29 protein-coding genes are annotated in these 20097 nt (G+C 32.3%); 9 read left to right on the forward strand and 20 right to left on the reverse strand.

Annotated elements, in window-relative coordinates; genetic code table 11:
* Positions 1-108 precede the first annotated feature (108 nt).
* The gene (locus tag CJ739_RS12825) at positions 109-336 is read left to right on the forward strand and encodes a DUF6500 family protein (RefSeq protein WP_117175969.1); all 228 of its coding nucleotides are present in this window, start codon (positions 109-111) and stop codon (positions 334-336) included.
* Positions 317-559, forward strand: coding sequence for a VF530 family protein (locus CJ739_RS12830; protein ID WP_117175971.1), 243 nt, complete (start codon positions 317-319; stop codon positions 557-559). Before CJ739_RS12825 ends, CJ739_RS12830 begins: the two co-directional genes overlap by 20 nt.
* A 175-nt stretch (positions 560-734) precedes the next feature.
* Here CJ739_RS12830 and CJ739_RS20365 read toward each other — a convergent pair whose 3' ends face one another.
* The 12 genes from CJ739_RS20365 to CJ739_RS12885 form a co-directional block, all read right to left on the reverse strand.
* Entirely contained in the window at positions 735-872 is a 138-nt protein-coding gene (locus CJ739_RS20365) for a hypothetical protein (RefSeq protein WP_162880212.1), read from the reverse strand.
* Positions 873-1134: 262 nt separating this feature from the next.
* Positions 1135-1587 (reverse strand): tRNA (cytidine(34)-2'-O)-methyltransferase, encoded by a 453-nt coding sequence (locus CJ739_RS12835; RefSeq protein ID WP_117175973.1) that lies wholly within the window; start codon positions 1585-1587, stop codon positions 1135-1137.
* Positions 1587-2351, reverse strand: a complete 765-nt coding sequence (gene trpA, locus CJ739_RS12840; RefSeq protein ID WP_117175975.1) for a tryptophan synthase subunit alpha — start codon at positions 2349-2351, stop codon at positions 1587-1589. The genes CJ739_RS12835 and trpA overlap by 1 nt, the downstream gene beginning before the upstream one ends.
* Before the next feature lie 220 nt (positions 2352-2571).
* Positions 2572-2949 carry a GxxExxY protein gene (locus CJ739_RS12845; protein ID WP_117175977.1) on the reverse strand — a complete coding sequence of 126 codons (378 nt, stop codon included), beginning with the start codon at positions 2947-2949 and terminating at the stop codon, positions 2572-2574.
* A gap of 287 nt (positions 2950-3236) precedes the next feature.
* The gene (gene trpB / locus CJ739_RS12850; protein WP_117175979.1) at positions 3237-4418 is read right to left on the reverse strand and encodes a tryptophan synthase subunit beta; all 1182 of its coding nucleotides are present in this window, start codon (positions 4416-4418) and stop codon (positions 3237-3239) included.
* A gap of 96 nt (positions 4419-4514) precedes the next feature.
* Entirely contained in the window at positions 4515-5204 is a 690-nt protein-coding gene (locus CJ739_RS12855) for a phosphoribosylanthranilate isomerase (RefSeq protein ID WP_117175981.1), read from the reverse strand.
* A complete protein-coding gene (gene trpC, locus CJ739_RS12860) occupies positions 5201-5986 on the reverse strand; it encodes an indole-3-glycerol phosphate synthase TrpC (RefSeq protein WP_117175983.1) in 786 nt (261 codons plus the stop codon). The genes CJ739_RS12855 and trpC overlap by 4 nt, the downstream gene beginning before the upstream one ends.
* A complete protein-coding gene (gene trpD / locus CJ739_RS12865; protein WP_117175985.1) occupies positions 5983-6975 on the reverse strand; it encodes an anthranilate phosphoribosyltransferase in 993 nt (330 codons plus the stop codon). The genes trpC and trpD overlap by 4 nt, the downstream gene beginning before the upstream one ends.
* Positions 6976-7045: 70 nt before the next feature.
* Complete coding sequence (locus CJ739_RS12870; protein ID WP_117175987.1) at positions 7046-7402, reverse strand: four helix bundle protein; 357 nt, start codon at positions 7400-7402, stop codon at positions 7046-7048.
* Positions 7403-7524: 122 nt separating this feature from the next.
* Positions 7525-8103 (reverse strand): anthranilate synthase component II, encoded by a 579-nt coding sequence (locus tag CJ739_RS12875; protein WP_117175989.1) that lies wholly within the window; start codon positions 8101-8103, stop codon positions 7525-7527.
* Positions 8104-8226: 123 nt separating this feature from the next.
* Complete coding sequence (locus tag CJ739_RS12880) at positions 8227-9630, reverse strand: anthranilate synthase component I family protein (RefSeq protein ID WP_117175991.1); 1404 nt, start codon at positions 9628-9630, stop codon at positions 8227-8229.
* 42 nt (positions 9631-9672) lie between these two features.
* Positions 9673-9981: a GIY-YIG nuclease family protein gene (locus CJ739_RS12885; protein WP_117175993.1), complete on the reverse strand. Its 309-nt coding sequence runs from the start codon at positions 9979-9981 to the stop codon at positions 9673-9675.
* A 453-nt stretch (positions 9982-10434) separates the two neighbouring features.
* Between CJ739_RS12885 and CJ739_RS12890 the strand changes: the two genes are divergently transcribed.
* From CJ739_RS12890 to CJ739_RS12905, 4 genes are all read left to right on the forward strand, one after another.
* The gene (locus CJ739_RS12890; RefSeq protein WP_117175995.1) at positions 10435-10971 is read left to right on the forward strand and encodes a TlpA family protein disulfide reductase; all 537 of its coding nucleotides are present in this window, start codon (positions 10435-10437) and stop codon (positions 10969-10971) included.
* A 7-nt stretch (positions 10972-10978) separates the two neighbouring features.
* Positions 10979-11599: a thioredoxin family protein gene (locus tag CJ739_RS12895; protein ID WP_117175997.1), complete on the forward strand. Its 621-nt coding sequence runs from the start codon at positions 10979-10981 to the stop codon at positions 11597-11599.
* 277 nt (positions 11600-11876) lie between these two features.
* On the forward strand, positions 11877-12194 hold the full coding sequence (locus CJ739_RS12900) for a rhodanese-like domain-containing protein (protein ID WP_117175999.1): 318 nt from the start codon (positions 11877-11879) through the stop codon (positions 12192-12194).
* Positions 12195-12378: 184 nt separating this feature from the next.
* Entirely contained in the window at positions 12379-12648 is a 270-nt protein-coding gene (locus CJ739_RS12905; RefSeq protein WP_117176001.1) for a hypothetical protein, read from the forward strand.
* Between the two features lie 88 nt (positions 12649-12736).
* Here CJ739_RS12905 and CJ739_RS12910 read toward each other — a convergent pair whose 3' ends face one another.
* Positions 12737-13051 carry a hypothetical protein gene (locus CJ739_RS12910; protein WP_117176003.1) on the reverse strand — a complete coding sequence of 105 codons (315 nt, stop codon included), beginning with the start codon at positions 13049-13051 and terminating at the stop codon, positions 12737-12739.
* Positions 13052-13628: 577 nt separating this feature from the next.
* Complete coding sequence (locus CJ739_RS12920) at positions 13629-14126, reverse strand: DinB family protein (protein ID WP_117176007.1); 498 nt, start codon at positions 14124-14126, stop codon at positions 13629-13631.
* Positions 14127-14451: 325 nt separating this feature from the next.
* Here CJ739_RS12920 and CJ739_RS12925 point away from each other — a divergent pair, with 325 nt between their 5' ends.
* Positions 14452-15408, forward strand: a complete 957-nt coding sequence (locus CJ739_RS12925; protein ID WP_117178970.1) for a helix-turn-helix transcriptional regulator — start codon at positions 14452-14454, stop codon at positions 15406-15408.
* Positions 15409-15433: 25 nt separating this feature from the next.
* Here CJ739_RS12925 and CJ739_RS12930 read toward each other — a convergent pair whose 3' ends face one another.
* The 6 genes from CJ739_RS12930 to CJ739_RS12955 form a co-directional block, all read right to left on the reverse strand.
* Positions 15434-15688, reverse strand: coding sequence for a hypothetical protein (locus CJ739_RS12930; RefSeq protein WP_117176010.1), 255 nt, complete (start codon positions 15686-15688; stop codon positions 15434-15436).
* Between the two features lie 238 nt (positions 15689-15926).
* Entirely contained in the window at positions 15927-16364 is a 438-nt protein-coding gene (locus CJ739_RS12935; RefSeq protein WP_117176012.1) for an SRPBCC family protein, read from the reverse strand.
* Positions 16365-16442: 78 nt separating this feature from the next.
* Positions 16443-16832, reverse strand: coding sequence for a DoxX family protein (locus CJ739_RS12940; protein WP_117176014.1), 390 nt, complete (start codon positions 16830-16832; stop codon positions 16443-16445).
* A 12-nt stretch (positions 16833-16844) separates the two neighbouring features.
* Positions 16845-17345, reverse strand: coding sequence for an SRPBCC family protein (locus CJ739_RS12945; protein WP_117176016.1), 501 nt, complete (start codon positions 17343-17345; stop codon positions 16845-16847).
* Positions 17342-17782 (reverse strand): SRPBCC family protein, encoded by a 441-nt coding sequence (locus tag CJ739_RS12950; protein WP_117176018.1) that lies wholly within the window; start codon positions 17780-17782, stop codon positions 17342-17344. Before CJ739_RS12950 ends, CJ739_RS12945 begins: the two co-directional genes overlap by 4 nt.
* A gap of 15 nt (positions 17783-17797) precedes the next feature.
* Complete coding sequence (locus tag CJ739_RS12955; protein WP_117176020.1) at positions 17798-18121, reverse strand: ArsR/SmtB family transcription factor; 324 nt, start codon at positions 18119-18121, stop codon at positions 17798-17800.
* A 311-nt stretch (positions 18122-18432) separates the two neighbouring features.
* Here CJ739_RS12955 and CJ739_RS12960 point away from each other — a divergent pair, with 311 nt between their 5' ends.
* On the forward strand, positions 18433-18855 hold the full coding sequence (locus tag CJ739_RS12960; protein WP_162880213.1) for a hypothetical protein: 423 nt from the start codon (positions 18433-18435) through the stop codon (positions 18853-18855).
* A 141-nt stretch (positions 18856-18996) separates the two neighbouring features.
* Positions 18997-20079, forward strand: a complete 1083-nt coding sequence (locus CJ739_RS12965; protein ID WP_117176024.1) for an efflux RND transporter periplasmic adaptor subunit — start codon at positions 18997-18999, stop codon at positions 20077-20079.
* Positions 20080-20097: the final 18 nt, after the last annotated feature.

Below are 20097 nucleotides of genomic sequence, written 5' to 3' on the forward strand. Positions count from 1 at the left end.
AACTTTTCACAATTAGCTAAAAAATGGCCCTTTTGCACTCGCTTTTTGTCTTTTCTTCTTTCCGTAGCTCTGCTACGCAACTCAAAAAAGCCTTCAACCGAGCACAAAATGACTAATTTTCGCTTTAATCAAAAAAGTTTAAACGAGTTCAATGAAAAAATAACCGCTAAAGGCAAACAGGTTGGGGTGTCCTTTTATGCATTTTTTGCTAATAAAAATGATAATCCAGCGTTACTTATGGAAGCTGCTACTTGGTGGATTAAAGAACACCAGTTAGACCATTTTGAGAAGGCCGTAAAAATTAGAGATTTAGTAAATGGAATTACAACCAAATAACCCATTACATGGCATAAAGCTAGAACAGATTATTAATGATTTGGTAGCGTATTATGGTTGGGAATATATGGGGCACACCGTTAAAATCAATTGTTTTACAAGCAACCCTACGGTTAAGTCGAGCTTAAAGTTTTTAAGACGAACACCTTGGGCAAGAGCTAAAGTGGAAACGATGTATTTAAATATGCTGAAAAAACAAAAGCGTAGTAATCAAGACCTTTGATTACTGCGCTTTTTTTAATATTGATATCTACCAATGACGTTTAGTTTGTCAGACTGAGCTTGTCGTTTGTCAGACTGAGCTTGTCGAAGTCCTAATTTTAAAAAAAGCATCATTGGTAATTCATTGATTTATAAATTAGTTATTGATTTACAAACATTTAAACTTTAGTATTTTTTTAATGTTTGTTCTGTTGTTTTTTAATGGTTTTTTTATCAATGTCAAATTCATTTGTTTTTTTATTCACCTTAGGTTGTGTTGGATCTTTCTGTTTTTTTGTTCTTTCAAATTTCTTTTTATCTTTAATAATTCCCATGATTTCTTTTTTTTAAATTCATATTTAGTTCATAATGAATATAAAAAAATTACATCGAAATTGTCTTAAATCTATCTTAAATATATATTAAAACTTTGATTATAAGTAATTTGTAGGTTAATGCCAATGAGTCGCTGTGTCATGATTTTTACATTTGTAACATAGAACTTCTCCATAGTAAGTAGCGGATAGAGACGTTTTAGCTTTAGTTAATTTGCATCGATGAAAGTTTTCCGATAAGCACCATTTTTTAATATAAGTTTTAGCTTAATTGTTTTAACCCTTCATACACGACTATGCCAACTGCATTGGCTAAATTTAAACTTCTCACATGGGTGCTGTATAAAGGGATTTTATAAAGTCTCTCGGTATGTTTGTCGGTAATTGTTTTGGGCAATCCTACCGATTCTTTTCCAAAAACTAAGAACATATTATCTTCAAAAGGGATGTCCCAATGATTTTTATGGCCATGGCTAGAAAGAAATACCATGTTTTGGCCTTTATTTATATTGAAAAAATCGTCAACGCTATCGTAATAAATGATGGTGACATGTTTCCAATAATCCAAACCAGCACGTTTTAATTTGGTATCATCAATTTGAAATCCAAAAGGTTTTACAAGATGTAAGCAAGATCCAGAAGCCAAGGCCAACCTGCCAATATTGCCTGTATTGTTGGGTATTTCGGGTTCGATTAAAACAATATTTAGGGGCATTAGTTTTTAATATCTTTTACAAATTTGTTAATATCGCTAATGGGATTATTGGTTAAAAACTTTATAAAAGCACTGCCAATAATGGCGCCTTTGGCATGTTCGGTGGCTTGCGTAAATGTTTTATTATCAGAAATACCAAACCCAATAATTTGAGGGTTTCTAAGATTCATATTAGCAATGCGTTTAAAATAAGTAGTGTTTTCATCCCCAAAACCAGATTGACTTCCTGTGACACTGGCACTACTTACCATATAGATAAATCCATTTGAAATAGAGTCAATAAAATGGATGCGTTCTACACTTGTTTGTGGTGTTATTAAAAACACATTGATTAATCCGTATTTTTCAAACGTAGCTTTGTATGCTTCGTTGTAAACATCTACTGGTAAATCGGGAATAATTAAGCCATCAATACCTATTTCTTGGCATTTTTTGCAGAATGCTTCTACGCCATATTGAAGCATCGGATTAAAATATCCCATAACGATTAATGGAATGGATACCGATTTTCTAATATCTTTTATTTGGTTGAAAAGTACTTCCGTGGTCATGCCATTTTTTAATGCTTGCGTTGAACTCGCTTGAATGGTTGGGCCATCGGCTAATGGGTCGCTAAAAGGCAATCCGATTTCAATCATATCAACACCGCTTTTTTCTAGGTTTTGAATAATGGTTACGGTGTCGTTTAAAGAAGGAAAACCTGCCGTAAAATATATAGAAAGTAACTTTTTGTTTTCTTGTAATTTTTGATTTATTCTGTTCATTATAAATGATTCTTTTTCATTCCCTCGAAGGAGGGAATCTTATTATTTCTAAATGTATTCTGAAAGGTCTTTCCAATCTGGATTCAGGCTGTTTATTAAATTGATTTTCCACCACGATTCCATTTTTTGTTACTAATCAGACTGTTTTTTTTTACCGCAAAGTGCGCTAAGGTTTCCGCAAAGTGCCACAAAGTATGCCCTGAGCAAAACCGAAGGGAACTTATAGGTTATTTATTACTCTTCTTATTCCGTTTTTCAACAATGCAACATTAAAGTTGATCAACAATCCAAGTTTGAAGCCACCAAGCTTCATATATGTTAGTGTTTGTGCCAAATGAACATCATTTAATGCTTCTACACTTTTTATTTCAATAACCAGTTTATGCTCTACCAATATATCTATTCTGTAACCACAATCTAATTTGACTTCTTCAAAAACTAAAGGCATGGGCTTTTCCTTTTCTGCAAACATCCCTGATTGAATGATTTTGTACATTAAACATTCTTTATAGGCGCTCTCAAGTAACCCAGGACCTAATGCTTTATGAACTTCAATGGCCAAACCTATTAGCTTATTAGAGATTTCGTTTTCTGTCATACTACTTTTTTTAACGACTATGGTTTCGCAAAGAATTCAAAGTAAACTTTTGCGAACTTTGCGATTTTTCTTTGTGTTCTTTGTGGTTAATATTTATTATTGATTAGTTGCCATTATTCTAATTGCCGTTCTTTTTTACTGAATTGTTAATATAAAACTGTAAGGGGTCTTATTGGTTAATATGTAAACATAATAAACATCCATATTTTAATAAAGGATTCTTTTTTAATAAAATTTATAATTTTGATCAAAGGATTCCCTCCTTCGAGGGAATGAGAAAAATAAACTTATAGTTTAAAATAATCGATATAAGTATCCAAATCTTTATCACCACGACCAGACAAACTGACCACCACCACATCGTTTGGTTTAAATTTTTTCTGTTCAAAAATAGCTAAGGCATGCGAGCTTTCAATGGCTGGAATGATGCCTTCTAACTTGCATAATTCTAAACCAGCTTTCATGGCTTCATCATCGGTAATAGACATGAATTCGGCACGTCCCGTTTTGGCTAAATGGGAATGCATGGGACCAACACCGGGATAATCCAATCCCGCCGAAATAGAATAAGGCTCAGTAATTTGTCCATCTTTGGTTTGCATTAAAAGGGTTTTACAACCGTGAATAATACCTTCTTTGCCCAATACGGAAGTGGCAGCACTTTCGCCAGAATCGACACCTAAACCAGCAGCTTCAACCGCGATGATGTTCACGTTTTTTTCATGTAAAAAGTGGTAATAAGTACCAGCGGCATTACTGCCACCACCAATACAAGCGACAACGTAATCGGGATTTTCACTGTTCTCGTGTTCTTTTAATTGCCATTTGATCTCTTCCGAAATCACCGATTGAAAACGCGTTACCATATCTGGATAGGGGTGTGGACCAATGGCGGAACCAATGATGTAATGTGTATCTACAGGATTGTTAATCCAATCGCGAATGGCTTCATTGGTAGCGTCTTTTAAAGTACGACTTCCCGATAATGCAGGAACTACGGTGGCTCCTAACATTTTCATACGGGCCACATTGGGTGCTTGTCGTGCAATATCGATTTCACCCATATAAACAATACATTCCAGTCCCATTAAAGCACAAACCGTTGCGGTTGCAACACCATGCTGACCGGCTCCAGTTTCGGCAATAATACGGTGTTTGCCTAAACGCTTTGCCATTAAAATTTGCCCAATGGTGTTATTGATTTTGTGAGCACCTGTATGGTTTAAATCTTCACGCTTTAAATAAATTTTGGTATGGTATTTTTCTGAAAGACGCTTTGCAAAATAGAGTGGGGAAGGACGTCCTACATAATCTTTTAAAAGCTGATCGAACTCTTTTTTAAAATCGGGTTCTGCCATTATTTTTAAATAATTCTGGCGTAACTCTTCTACATTTGGATAGAGCATTTCGGGTATGTATGCGCCTCCAAATTCACCATAATAACCTTTTTCGTTTACATTATAATTCATGATGTCTTGTTTTTGTCAGTTCGACTGAAATTCTTTTTTAGAATTTTGTATCGAGAACTTTTGACTTCTCGATACAATTTTTTCGTGCCTCAAAAATCACTCGAAGTGACATAATTTGCTTTTAAATTCTTTTAATAATTCAATATTCTTTAATCCTGGCTCCAATTCAAATCTGCTATTTACATCAATAGCAAAACAATATTTTGAAGCTGTATTTTGTTTAAATTCTTTAATTTTTTCTACTTCATTTAATCCGATACCACCACTCAAAAAAAATGGTTTGGTTGAAGGATAGTTGTTTAAAACATTCCAATCGAAAGTGTAACCATTGCCTCCGGGTAATTTTCCTTTGGTGTCGAACAGGAAATAATCGCAAAAGGCTTCGTATGCTTTTAAAATCCCAAAATCGAATGTTTCTTTTATTGAAAACACTTTGATTATTTCTAGTTTCCCATCAATCTGAACTTGTTTCAGATTCTCATGATGTGATTCTGAAACAAGTTCAGCATGACGTTTTTTTAAAACGTCACAATATTCAGGTGTTTCTTTACCATGAAGTTGTACGGCTTGTAGATTATGGGTGTTTATTTTCTCCATAACAATGGCTATGTCTTCATCAACAAAAACACCTACTTTCTTTATTGATTTAGGCAGTTCAGGGATGTTTTCAGAATCAAAGTATCTAGCAGATTTATCATAAAATATAAACCCAAGATAGTCCGGTTGCAAAGCTGCAACGTGTTCTATATTGTCTTGATATTTCATGCCACAAACCTTTAATTTCATTTTTCTAATTCTTTAATAAATTGTTTTGCACTTTCACCCGCATTATCGGTTTTCATAAAGTTCTCACCAATTAAAAACCCTTTATATCCATAAGGTTGTAATTCTTTAATGGCTTCAATATTACTAATGCCACTTTCAGATACTTTTACAAAATCGTTTGGAATGAGCTCACTTAGTTTTTTACTTGTTTCTAAACTTACTTCGAAGGTTTTTAAGTTTCGGTTATTTACGCCTAACATATCTAAACTAGGCATGATGGATTTATGCAATTCTTCTTCATTATGAACTTCTAATAGGACATCCAAGTTTAGGTTTTTAGCAAATTCTGAAAATTGTTTAATTTCCTCTTTTGTTAAAATGGCGGCAATTAGTAAAATAACATCTGCACCATATGCCCTGGCTTCTAATAGTTGATATTCATCTATAATAAATTCTTTGCGTAAAAGAGGTAAATTACAACTGGCTCTTGCTGTTAGCAAATCGTCTAGAGAACCTCCAAAATATTTGCCATCGGTTAAAACAGACATACCGCAAACACCTGCATTTTCATAACCTTTTGCAACATCAAATACATTTAAATTTTGATTGATAACTGATTTTGATGGCGATCTGCGTTTATGTTCCGCAATAATCCCTGTTTGGCTATTGCGTAATTTATTTGCTAATGACATGGTTTCCCTTTCAAACAACACCGACTGTTCCAATTGTTTTATTGGAATTAATGATTTTCGTAAATCGACCTCCATGCGTTTGTCGGCTACAATTTTATCTAGAATGTTCATTTACTTAACTCTTGAATGGTTTGTAATGCTTTTAATCCTTTTCCACTTAATAAAGATTCTTTTGCCAGATCAAATCCTTGTTTGTGGTCCATTTGATTGGTGGTTGCTATCGCTAAACCAGCATTGGCACAAACTACGTTATTTTGTTGTTCTGTTCCTTTTCCTTGTATAACGTCCATGAAGATTTTGGCAGAAGCTTCAACAGTATTTCCTCCAAAAATGGATTCTTGCGTTATTTCTGAAAGCCCTAAATCTTCTGGGGAAAACATAGTTTCGGCACGATTTGAAATGACTTTAGTTGGTCCTGTTAATGAAATTTCATCATAACCATCTAATGCATGAACTATGGAATAGTTTTTATCGGTATTCTGATATAGATAGCCATAAAGACGAAGTAATTCCAAGTTGAAAACGCCCACCATTTGGTTTTTAGGAAATGATGGATTTACCATAGGGCCTAACATATTGAAAAATGTTTTTACGCCCAATTCACGACGAATAGGTGCTACATTTTTCATAGCAGGGTGGAAGAGTGGTGCGTGCAACACACAAATACCAGCTTTATCTATCGAGCGTTTTAAGAAATCTTCATCATTTGAAAATTTAATACCTAAATATTCCATAACATTTGAAGAACCACAAGCCGAAGATACGCCGTAATTACCATGTTTTGCCACATTAACTCCAGCTCCTGCAGTTACAAATGACGCTAAGGTTGAAATATTAAATGTATCTTTTCCATCGCCACCAGTTCCGCATAAATCAATGGCATTAAAATCCTTTAAATCAATAGGAATGCATAATTCTAAAAGTGCATCACGAAAGCCTCGCAATTCTTCAAGCGTAATACTTCGCATCATAAAAACGGTTAGAAACGCTGCAATTTGGCTTTGATTATAATCGCCTTTAGAGATTTTTACCAAAACCTGTTTCGCTTCGTCACTGGAAATGCTTTCGTGGTTTATAAGTCTGTTTAATATATTTTTCATTTAATTGATAATAGATGTTAGACTAAAGATAATAGACTTGAGACTAAAGATGATAGACTTGAGATATACACTATAGATTAGAAAATTTTTTAATTAGCGAAAAAATCATTTTTTGAATTTCAGAAAGTAAATTAAAAATATATTCCATGTCAGATTCATTTGTATAACCAATTCTTATTGCTAATATTAATTGTGTGCTTAATTCATTTGATGATCCATTTGCAACACCTAAAAAATTTCTAAATTCTTTATCGGAATTTCTTCCAGCTCCTTCAGCAATATTTGAAGGTATTGAAATTGAACTTCTTTGAATTTGACTTGTTAACCCATATTTCTCTTCTTTAGGAAATGTACTTGTTAACTTATAAACAATTTCTACTAATTCCATAGATTTCTGCCAAACTTTGAGTTCTTTATAATTGTTCATATATAAATTATAATTATTTTTTAGGTATAATTTTATTGGTTTCAAAAAAAAAACTTTTATAATTAACTGATTGTAAAGTCTATAGCCTCAATGTCTCTTATCTCAAGTCTATAGTCTTAAATCTATCGTCTAAAGTCTATATTCAGCCAATTCTTTAAAATCTGTTTCCCGTTAGGTGTTAAAACCGATTCCGGATGGTATTGTACCCCTTTAACATCGTATACTTTATGGCGTAACGACATCACTTGTCCGTTGGCATCAAAAGATGTTGCTTCCAAGCTTTCCGGTAAATCTGGACTTACCACCCACGAGTGATAACGGCCAACTTCAATCTCTTTATCCATACCTTTAAATAAGGATTCATCGTCAACAGTAATGGTCACTTTTGTAGCAACACCATGATAAACGTCTTCTAAATTTATGAGTGAGCCTCCAAAAACTTCAGCAATGGCTTGTTGTCCCAAACAAACTCCTAAGATGCTTTTTGTTGGCGCAAAGCGTTCAATAATGGGTTTTAATAACCCGGCCTCATCTGGAATTCCAGGACCTGGTGATAACACTATTTTATCAAAAGGTTCTACATCGTCCAAAGTTAATTTGTCGTTTCTAACAACGGTAACATTGCAGTTTAAATCTTCTAAATAATGCACCAGATTGTATGTAAAACTGTCGTAATTATCTATAACTAATACGTTTGTCATCTTTTTTATTCCTGCGAAAGCAGGAAGCTATTTTTAATTAATTTAATTTTTTCGCCACAAATACACGAATGTATTTCTAGACGTATGTTTTTTTATTTTAAAAGATTCCTGCCACGCAGGAATTTATATAGTTTCTGCTAATTCAATAGCTTTTGTTAGGGCTCCTAATTTGTTATACACTTCCTGTAATTCGTTTTCTGGACTTGATTTTGATACAATTCCAGCACCGGCTCGCCAATGCAGTTTATGGTTTTTACTTAAAAAGGTACGAATCATGATGGCATGGTTAAAGTTACCTTCAAAATCCATAAATCCAATGGCACCACCATAAAAAGAACGGCTTGTTTTTTCGTATTCCTCAATAAGTTGCATGGCTCTGTGTTTTGGCGCGCCACTTAAGGTTCCAGCAGGAAAAGTGTCGGCAACCACTTGCATCGTTGCCGTTTCTTTATGTTTTTGCCCGGTAACTTTGCTAACCAAATGGATAACGTGTGAGAAAAACTGAACCTCACGATAGGTGTCGACAGTCACATGGCTTCCATGTCGGCTTAAATCGTTTCTAGCCAAATCTACTAACATAACATGTTCAGCATTTTCTTTAGCATCTACAACTAGTTTTTTTGCTAATTCGGCATCTTGTATATCGTTTCCAGTACGTTTAAAAGTGCCTGCTATAGGATGAATTTCAGCTTTTCCATCGCTAACAATTAATTGCGCTTCGGGTGAGCTTCCAAAAATTTTAAAGTTTCCGTAATCGAAGTAGAATAAATAAGGTGACGGATTGATACTTCTTAAAGCACGATACACATTGAACTCATCACCTTTAAATTCTTGAGAAAAACTTTTTGAAAGCACCAGTTGGAATACGTCACCACGCCCACAATGTTTTTTTGCTAATTCTACATGGTGTTTGTATTCATCGTCTGTTAAATTGGAAGTAATGTTTCCATTTGAAGAAAAATTGTAAGACGCAAAGTTTTTTACTTTGATTAAATGATCTATTTCTTCAATGTTAGGTTCAGAGTTAAAACAATGTGCAAAAATGTATGCTTCGTTTTTATGGTGATTTATAGCTATAATATTTTGATAAACAGCATAATTAACATCGGGGATTGCTATTGAGTTTTCTTTTTTTGAAATCTCTATATCCTCAAAATACCGTACCGCATCATAAGCAATATATCCAAAAATACCGTTATTTATAAATTTGAATTCTTCTTCAGAATTTACTTTAAAGCGTTTCGTGAATTGGTTAATTTCTTCAGAAACATCAGAGCTTTCGGTTATTGGATTTGAAGTTTGACTTCCATCAGGAAACGTTTGAAAAATAGTTTCGTTTTCAACTTTAATAGTAGCAATGGGATTAAAACAGATATATGAAAAACTGTTATCATTCGCATGATAATCGCTACTTTCAAGCAATATACTGTTTGGGTATTTGTCTCTTATTTTCAAATAAATACTAACAGGCGTAATCGTATCTGCAAGAATTTTTTTGTAGTGCGTGTATAAATTAAATTTGTCCATTTAAATGTCTTTGTCATTTCCGCAAAGGCGGAAATCTTTTTTTTATTCTACTTTAATATTAAAAAAATAACTTAAATCGTTCCAATCTGGGTTAAAATCATTTATCAAATTGATTTTCCACGATCTATTCCATTTTTTTATTTGTTTTTCTCTTTTGATGGCTTCGTTTGGGGAATCAAATTTTTCATAATAAACTAAAATATCTAAATTGTATTTGTTAGTAAATCCTTTGCTGTATTTTTTCTTGTGTTGATTTATTCTTTGATTAATATTTCCCGACATTCCAATATAAATCACGCCGTTTTTCTTATTTGTCATGATGTAAATATAATATACATTTTCATTAAACATCTTTACTTCATTTTAAGATTTCCGTCTTCGCGGAAATGACAAAATACCTTACAAAAAAGGCTTGTCGTGAACGACAAGCCTTTTGAATATTTTAAGTTTTAAATATACTAGGGTTTTATTTCACGAAACGTAAGTTTAGAAAAGACCACCACCAAGTATTGTTTAAAATTGATTTCAATTTTTTTTGTTTTTTGTTTTAACGAGTTCAAATATAGAAATGAAAATATAATTACACAATATTTCAAGTTAATTTTTGCATAAAATAATGTTAAACGGTCTAATAACCTTGAAGTATTAATTATTTTTATACCTAAATTGATATTTTATTAAACCAATTAATCGTTTAAGAGTCTAATAAAATAAAACATGAAACATCCATGGCAAAATTTTACATCCCAAAGGAATCATTATCCAGGATGTTCCATGTGATAATTGAACAACATAGATAAAAACATGAAATTTAAAGTACTACTTATCACACTACTTGTTTTTGTAAGCTGTAATAATAAAGAGAAAAAAACAGATACTGCTATTAATAATAGCACTATTGAAAAGCAAAGTGAAGCTAATTTAGATTTAGAAGTATACGATTTTAATGGTTTTGAAAAGTTTCTTAATAAAAAGGACGATAAGATTCACGTTATAAATTTTTGGGCAACCTGGTGCGCACCTTGTGTAAAAGAGTTGCCATATTTCGAAAAATTACAAGCAGAATATGCTAATAAAAATGTTGAAGTGTTGTTGGTGAGTTTGGATTTTCCACATTTATATGATTCGAAGTTGAAACCTTTTATAAAGAATAAAAAACTAAAATCGAAAGTAATTGCATTAGACGATGTAGATATGAATACTTGGATACCTAAAGTAGATGAAACATGGTCTGGTTCTATACCAGCTACGATAATTTATAAAAATAATGAACGTAAGTTTTTTGAGCAATCTTTTAGCTTCGAAGCATTAGAAACAGAAGTCAAACAATTTTTAAAATAGAAATACAATGAACAAGACTATTAAATTAATTTCCGCAGCTGTTATTGTACTATGCATTAGTGCATTTACAATTCATAAAACAACTTTTGGTGAAGGTTACAAAATAGGCGATGTTGCCGAAGATTTTTCACTTAAAAATATTGATGGAAAAATGGTATCCTTATCAGATTACAAAAAAGCAAAAGGATTTATAGTAACATTTACCTGTAACACCTGCCCGTATGCGGTAGCTTATGAAGATAGAATTATAGCTTTAGATAAAAAATATGCGTCAAAAGGCTATCCCGTCATTGCAATTATGCCAAATAATGTAACTATCAAACCAGATGATAATTTAGACGCTATGAAGCAAAGAGCCAGCGAAAAAGGATTTACATTTCCTTATTTAATTGATAAAGAACAAAAAGTCTTTCCAAAGTTTGGGGCTACCAAAACACCACATATGTTTGTACTGCAAAAAACAGAAAAAGGCAATGTTGTTAGGTATATAGGAGCTATTGATGATAATTATAAAGATGCATCGGCTGTGTCAACAAAGTATGTTGAAAAAGCAGTTGACGCTTTATTACAAGGAAAAGAGGTTGAGCAAACCGAAACGAAAGCGATAGGCTGTTCTATTAAAGTATAACGTTTTTATTAAATGGTATTGTTGTCCGATAAAACTTTTTAAATTCTCTGTAAACACAGTGATAATGGCTCTTTTAAAGAGATTGTAGACATGCAAAGACATTTGAATAGCAATTTGTTGTCATTTAGTCTATTTTCTATATTCTTTTGGTAAAGTGGTCTTAAATCTTTAATCGAACACAAATGCTTAAAAAAATCCAAGGTGTAATACTTTGGATTTTTTTTCGTCTATAAATTTTAGAAGTATTAAATTTGTATTATAAAATATATTAAAAACAATGGAAGATTTATCACAAGAAGAATGGGCATCACGATTAGAGAATGACAAAAAAGCAGTCGTATTGGATGTAAGAACCGATGCCGAAGTAGCCGATGGTATTATACCAAATGCTATTCATATAGATATATATAAAGGTCAGGATTTTATAGATGAAATTGAAGCCTTAGATAAAGATAAAAACTATTATGTGTATTGCCGTTCGGGAAATAGAAGTGGTCAAGCCTGTGCCATTATGGATCAGTTAGGTTTTGAAAATGCCTATAATCTAGAAGGAGGTATTTTAGAATGGGAAGGCGATTTGGTAGCTATAGACTAAACAAATAATAGACGTTTTGTTATGTGATTTTTAACCGTTTTAACTTATAATTTGTTCTTTGAGCTTATTTTTGAGCACTTTACCTTTTTTATTTTAAGCAGCAAGTTCTTTTTTATAATTTTGTAAGGAGTTAGGAGTTAGTGTCTTAACTTAAGGACCAATCATTAAATTAATCCAAGTTTATATGCAAAACGGTTACGTTATATTAGGAATTTTAGCATTGTTATTTATAAGTATGTACGGTTATGCTTATTATTCTGTTTCTTTAGAAAAAATAAGAGAGAGAAAGAAAAAGAAAAAGGATCTTGAAAAGGAAGAATTAAGACGTTTGGAAAGCAAAAGAAAGCAGGAGATTATTGATGAAAAAGTTAGAAAGTTTAACGAACGAAAAGAGGAAATTCATCGTGAGTTAGTGCTTTTAGAAAAAATGAAAGAAAAGCAAAAAGTAGGTTAAACTAAATTCATATATAAAAAAATCCATGCAGATAGTAATTTGCATGGATTTTTTGTTTTCAATATTTTGATAGTTATAAGGACATTGATTATTCATCAAAAATATTCATAGAAGCGCTAACCAAGCGCATTGTTTCAATAGTAGGGACAAGTTCTAATTTGCTCTCATCTCTTTGTTTTTGAAACGATATAAATGAAGGGACTTCTAACAATTGTTTTTGAATGCCTTCATTTTTATAATGGGACAGATGAACAAAGGTTTTACCGTCTTCACATGAATAAATTGTATACCGAAAATCGTTGGTATTCAATTTTTGAAAATCTTCCATAAACAACTGAATGTTTTCCTTGTTTTTATTGACAAAATTAGGTTTTACGGTGTATGTTACTTTTACTATGATCATCTTTAATATTTTTAAATGAGTTCAATATAACTCTTCACACAAAAAGCCTTGATTCATTAGAATGTTACGGACAGAATCACTTTTAACTGTATGGGTTTCGACTCGGAGGATGTTGTCGCAATCCTCCAAATCAAAATTCCAATAACCATTTTTACTAATCAAATTATTTAAAAAAGGTTGTACTGTCTTAATATGGCTTTTTTTAGAAATAGAAGTTTTAAATACTAAAACGGTTTTCATCTGTTTATATTTATTGTTTTTTAGTTTAGTCCAATCTCAAATACTTCTGCATATAGCTTCGACAGGCTCAGTATGACAGACCGTGTTCGACAAAATCAATTTAAACCATATATTGTCAGACTGAGACCTTTGTTAAGTTTTTTAACTAGCGAATACGATGACGTAGTTTTTTATAAATTTAATTAGCTGTAAAACAGATGTTTACAAAATACGTCAATGGTAGCTTGTCGAAGTCCTTCTCTACATCTTCTTTATTTATTTGTACGGCTTCGACAAACCCATCCTGACATCCGATTATATTTGGATTTTTGTCATGAACTAAATGTTTTTTATTTAATTAACGTTCATAAAATGCTGGTGGTTCAATACCTAGAGAGCGTAAATAAACATAGGCTTGTCCGCGATGATGAATTTCATTGTCAATAAAATAGAATATCGATGAATAAACTGTGCCTTCATATTGACCAAATATTTTAATGTTCTTTTGAAATTGTTCCCGTTTAATTTGAACCCAATAGGTGTTAATGTCGTTTGTTGCCTCGTCCCACAATTCAAGTATTTTGGCTTTTTTATTGCCATGCTCAAAGTGTTCATTAAGAGGCGATGATATTCCAGTTGCAATTTCTTTAATACCAGGCCCGGCAATACCAAGCAATTCCATGACCATTTCAGAAAAAGGACGCATCCCACCAATGGTATGGTTAAAAAAAGCTTCCTCAGGAAAAGCTTCAATAACCCTGCGGGTTAAAGCTCTATGGCCTTGCCAATGATTTATTAAATCTGTTGGTGTGATAACATCGTGCTTTTTTGTGTTTTCGTTAAATGTGGTTTCCATAAGTGTTGTTTTTTTTATGATTTTTATTTCTAAACCAAAATTAAAGAGGGGGTGTGACAGCCTTTTGTCAGTAGTGAAAAATAATTTTCAATTTTATTTTTAAACTGTTATCAATAAGTTGGTTATGATATAAAAATATTTTAGGGGGATAAATCAACTTTTCAAAAAAAATAGATTTATTGCTGACAAAGGGTTGTCATAATTGGTACGTTACTTTGTATTGTGATTATGATATTAATGCTGAATTGCTATGGATAAAATGAAGCCTTATTTTGGTTTATACTTTCATTTGAAGTCCTATCTTTGGGAAATATGTTATGCCATTATGAGTTTAGATTCTGTAAAACGTTTTGACCGTATTTTAGCCATTCTTGTGCAATTACAGTCTAAACGCATTGTTAAGGCCCAGGAACTAGCAGACCGATTTCAGGTAAGTTTGCGCACTATTTATAGAGATGTAAGAACACTGGAAGCATCAGGTGTACCTATAGTGAGTGAAGCTGGGGTTGGTTATTCCATTATGGAAGGCTATAGATTGCCTCCCGTTATGTTTACACGTGAAGAAGCAGGGAGTTTTGTTGCGGCAGAAAAGTTTATGCAAAAGTTTGTTGATAAATCTTTAGGGAGTTATCATGAGTCAGCTATGTACAAAATTAAGTCGGTGTTACGAGGACGCGAAAAAGATTGGATTTCAGCATTGGAATCGCAAATAATGGTTGATCCTTCCCAAGAACTTTTCAATAAAAATTTACCAAACGCATTAGAGATTCTTTTTGAGAGTATTGCCGAGAAGAAGCAAGTATTTTTAAAATACTATGCTTTAAATAGCGAAATACCTTCTGAAAGACATATAGAACCAGTTGGTGTGTTTCATGAAAATGGATTTTGGTATGTATTGGGGTATTGTCATATTAGAAACGATTACAGGCAATTTAGAACTGATAGAATGTTGCTAATAAACAGAACGCAGCTTCCATTTACGATAGAACACGGAACGATAGATGAGCATCGACAAAAAAATGAAGCAGTTCAAAAAACTAAAGTTATAATTTTAGTCGATAAAAGTGTGGCACGTTATATAAATAGCGGAAGAAAACATTATGGCTTTGTTTCTGAAACAGTAAAAGGTGATTATGTTGAAATGACTTTTATGACGACCGATTTGGAAAACGGATTCCCTAGATGGTATCTTATGTTTTGTGATTATGCTAAAATTATAGAACCCGAAACTTTAAAACATCGTATTAAGGACATACTGAAAAAGGCAGAATCTAGTTTATAGCTGAAAATGTTTTTAAGATTCAAAATCAAATTTCAGATTTATTTTGAGTTGTCATTGAAAGGTCATCTTTTAGAGGTTCTATATAAAAACCATCGTCACTAATTATTTGGACAAGAACCTCATGGTCAATTTGGCCTGTAGTGCTTTCAACTCGCAAAATATTATCACAATCTTCAAGGTCGAAATTGATTTTATAACCGGAAAATTTTTGTTGTAGTTTTTCGATTATTTGTTCTGCTTTCTTTTGTTTAGTGATATTGGTTTTAAATACTTCTACCATTTTAGAAATAGTTTTGATTAATTTATCTATGAAAATATTAATACGATGCTAAAAATTGGATTTAGTTGCGTCTGTATTCTTCTTTTTTTAGTACATGACAAAAATTGAAGTGTGTCCCATAGAGACTTTCGGCTATGTTCAGATAAACTAAAGTCGAAATGCGATTAAAACCGATATTTTCAATGTCTTTGACTGCGCTCAGACCGACATCTGGATATATTTGGATTTTTGTCATGTATTAAACTTCTTTTTCTAAAAAATCTTTCAAAGCTGTGTGTATTAAATAGGTCCAGCCATTTATAAAATTCTCTCTTGCAAAATCTGGATTATTTGCTGGGAAAGTATCTAATCCTATATGTGTTAACCTTAATTTTGTTTTGTTTGTGCCTTCGTCAAAAAGTTCAAATGTTACTGTAGAATAGCCTTCATGTCCGTGGTAAGTCCAGCTATGTTTTAATTTTTTTAAAGGTTCAATTTCTAAAATTTTACAGATATGAAGATATTGTTCGCCTTTTAAACCTTGACCATAGAACTGAAATTCAAAGCCGTCTTCAGCTTTAAAATCATTCAATTCGAAGTACCATTGTTTCATTAAATCCTTTTCGGTTATAGCTTTCCATACAAGTTGTATGGGTGCATTAAAAACCTTTTCAATTTCAACTATTTTTTCTTCCATAATGAATGCTTCTTAATTGTTCGTTTGCTTCTTGATATTTTTTCAACTAATAATCTTAGTGTTCATGATTAATGAATCTTAATTTGACAAAAGTGCTTTTAGGTTTTTGTTTCGTAGCAAAATACTTAACCATAAAACGATTCCAAAAATTACTGGAAAAATGATATTAAACATGGGGTCTTTATGGATAACATGGGTTGCTACCGCACCACCTAACCACCCTGTTAAAATAATGGCACCGTAGATGACTGTTTTCGGAAAGGCATATAATAAGGTGCCTATAAGTAATACGATGCCTAAATAAAAGACAGATTCTTTTGGATATCCCATAGCTGTTGCACCTGTTAGAGCTTCTTCAGTTTGTAATAGATTCATAACAGCTCCCATTAAAAACATAAGAACTACAAGACCTTGTAGAATGTAAGACGCCCATAATTGTATTTTTGATACTTTTTTTGTTGTTTCCATTTTTCGTTGATTTTAGTTATTGGATTGTTGCTTTAAGTAGTCATCTAAATTTTCAAGAGCAGCTGTAAACCCTTCTTTGAAGCCCATATTGATAATTTTCTGAATATCTTCAACTTTATCAAATGATATTTCTATTTTCACATGGGTGGTGTTTTCTTTAGATTCAAACTGATTGTTCCAATGCATACTCGGATGTTCGGTATTAGGCACGCCTTCTTCATTACAAAAGGCATCTTGAACTGTGAAATAGTGATGTTTTGAAATTTTTAAGTAATCCGCTCGACACCAATGTTTATCACCTTCGGGACTAAGCATATAATATAAACAATGGCCACCTTCTTTAAAATCCATAAATTTTATAACGGTCTTATAAGGCTTTGGTGCCCACCATTGTTCTAACAATTTAGGTTCTGTCCATGTGCTCCAAACTAATTCTAAAGGCGCATTGAATGTACGGGTTACATGAAGTTTTTTGTTTTCTAAGTCTTTGGTAAAATTTGTTAGGTTTTTCATTTTTTACTTTTTAGATAATTAGACAATTTTTCTAAGTTTTGTTTTAATCCTTCATCAGCTTTATGTGCTTTTATGACCGTTTCAAGCATTTCTGGTGTATCGAAAAGCATACGCCAATCTATTTGGGTGTCTTGGCCTTTGGCTGTAAAAAGAACTGTAGTAATAAAATGTGGATTGAAATGTTCAAACGCAATTTTTTTAAGAGGAATAATTTCCTTGTATATACTTCTGTTTGGATAGTTTGTGCCATCTGGTCCGTGCATGGTTAGTTTCCATTCGCCACCTTCTTGAAAATCCATTTTGTGAATGGTAGTGGTAAATCCATTGGGTCCCCACCATTTTACAAGGTGTTCTGGTTTTGTCCAAGCTTCCCAAACCAATTCAATAGGCGCTTTAAATATGCGAGCCATTTTCAGTTGTCTGCCTTCTAATTCCATTTTAATAACTGTTGATTACTTTTCGTTTTTCGATTGCATTTTTATTAAGAGTTGGTCTAATTGGTCAAAACGTTGTTCCCACATTTTTCTGAAAGGTGCTAGCCATTCTTCAACTTCATTTAAAGAATCCAATTTAGCTTCGCAATAACGTTCCCTTCCTTGCTTTTCCACACTAATTAAACCACATTCTATTAATATTTTCATGTGTTTTGAAATAGCAGGTTGACTCATTTTAAAATTTTCCGTTACACTTGTTAGGTTCATCGGGTTGTTTGCTAGAAGTCCAATGATTTCTCTTCTCGTAGGATCTGCAATGGCTTGAAATACATCTCTTCTCATAATCTATCATATATAACTGTTCGGTTATAAAATTATGTATAACCGATTAGTTATGCAAATAAAATTTCAATTATTTTAAAAATAGATAGGGTTGTACATAAGTTAAATCGAAAATTATTAAAATATATGAACCGTTCAATTACTTGAGCGGTTTTATATTTTAGACAGAACCTAAAGACACCTTTAATATTTTTCCATATTAATAATAACAGGATGCTTTTTTCAAGGAAAACTCATTAATTATTCTTAATTTAATTATATACGATCATTATTTGGTTATAAAAGCCATTTGCAATAATTTTATGCCCGAAATGAACAAAATCTTCAATAAATATTTATTATTTTTTGGTATAGCACTGATTACATGTGCTATAAGCCTTAATGCAAATTCAATAATTGAAGGCAATTATTTAAACTTTATTGAAGAAATAGGAGCTACTACAAATATAGCTTCTATCGATACCCATTTAAATAGCTTCTCTTTTAATTCTTCTAGACAAGAAAATAAAAGGAAATTTCCTTTTGAAACTGCTGAAATTCAAGAAATAGAAAACGAAGAATCGTCTGGTGAAGATAATTTTTTGTCTTTTGACTCTTATTCAACCACCTTTTTAAATGCACAATTATTTAATGAATTGTCATTTCAACTACACAAGGGTTCCCATCGTTATAAAAACTATTTTGACAAGTCTACAACAAAACTTCATGTAAGACTTCAAGTATTTATTATCTGATAATACATCATCTTGTAAACCATCATTTTTAGTTTACCTTTTTTTACTCAAATCTTAATTTAATTAACTGGCTGGTCATATAAAACTAGTATGGCTGCTATATATTCAATTTAACTCCAAATTATTTTAAACAAAATTTTTATGAAAAAAACAGCTGTTTTTATAGGCTTGCTTGTGCTTTTAATTCACACAAGTTGTCAAACAAAAAAAGAAGAAAAAAAAGAACAAACGGCCTTTCTTGTTACAAATCCCATTAAAAAAGATACCATAATAACCAAAGACTATGTGAGTCAAATCCATTCTATTAAGCACATAGAAATAAGAGCCTTAGAAAAAGGATATTTAAAGCAAATATTTGTAGATGAAGGCCAACATGTTAAAACGGGACAAGCTATGTTTCAAATAATGCCTAATATTTATCAGGCCGAATTACAAAAAGCAAAAGCCGAATTTAACGCTGCTGAAATTGAGCTAAAAAACACCAAATTATTGGCTGATGGTAATGTCGTGTCCCCAAACGAATTGGCTTTAGCAAATGCCAATTACGATAAAGCAACTGCTGAAGTTGTGCTCGCACAAACCCACTTAGGTTTTACAAAAATCAACGCACCTTTTGATGGTATTATGGATCATTTGGAAGCAAGGGAAGGAAGTCTTTTAGATGAAGGGGAGCTACTGACCACATTATCGGACAATAGTAAAATGTGGGTGTATTTTAATGTGCCAGAAGCCGAATATCTTGATTATATAATGAGTGCTGATAAAAACGCGAAAAAAGAAGTAGATCTTCTAATGGCAAACAACCAACGTTTTAACCAAAAAGGAATTGTAGAAACCATAGAGGGCGAATTTAATAACGAAACTGGTAACATTGCCTTTAGAGCCACATTTCCAAACCCAGACGGTATTTTAAGACATGGAGAAACAGGAAGTGTTTTAATGAATGTGCCTTTTAAAGATGTCATTATTATTCCTCAAAAAGCCACTTTTGAGATTTTAGATAAAACCTATGTTTTTGTAATTGGTAAGGACAATATTGTAAGACAAAGAGAAATTACCATTGGTGCAGAATTACCTCACTTATATATCATTAGTAAAGGGCTAACAGAAAAAGAGACCATCTTACTAGAAGGTATTAGAATGGTAAAAAACAATGAAAAAATCCTTACTAAGTTTTTGGAGCCAAATAAAGTATTGTCTGAATTAGACTTATATGCTGAATAATTTTAGAATTTAATCTAC

Source organism: Mariniflexile sp. TRM1-10 (genome assembly GCF_003425985.1).
Classification (GTDB): domain Bacteria; phylum Bacteroidota; class Bacteroidia; order Flavobacteriales; family Flavobacteriaceae; genus Mariniflexile.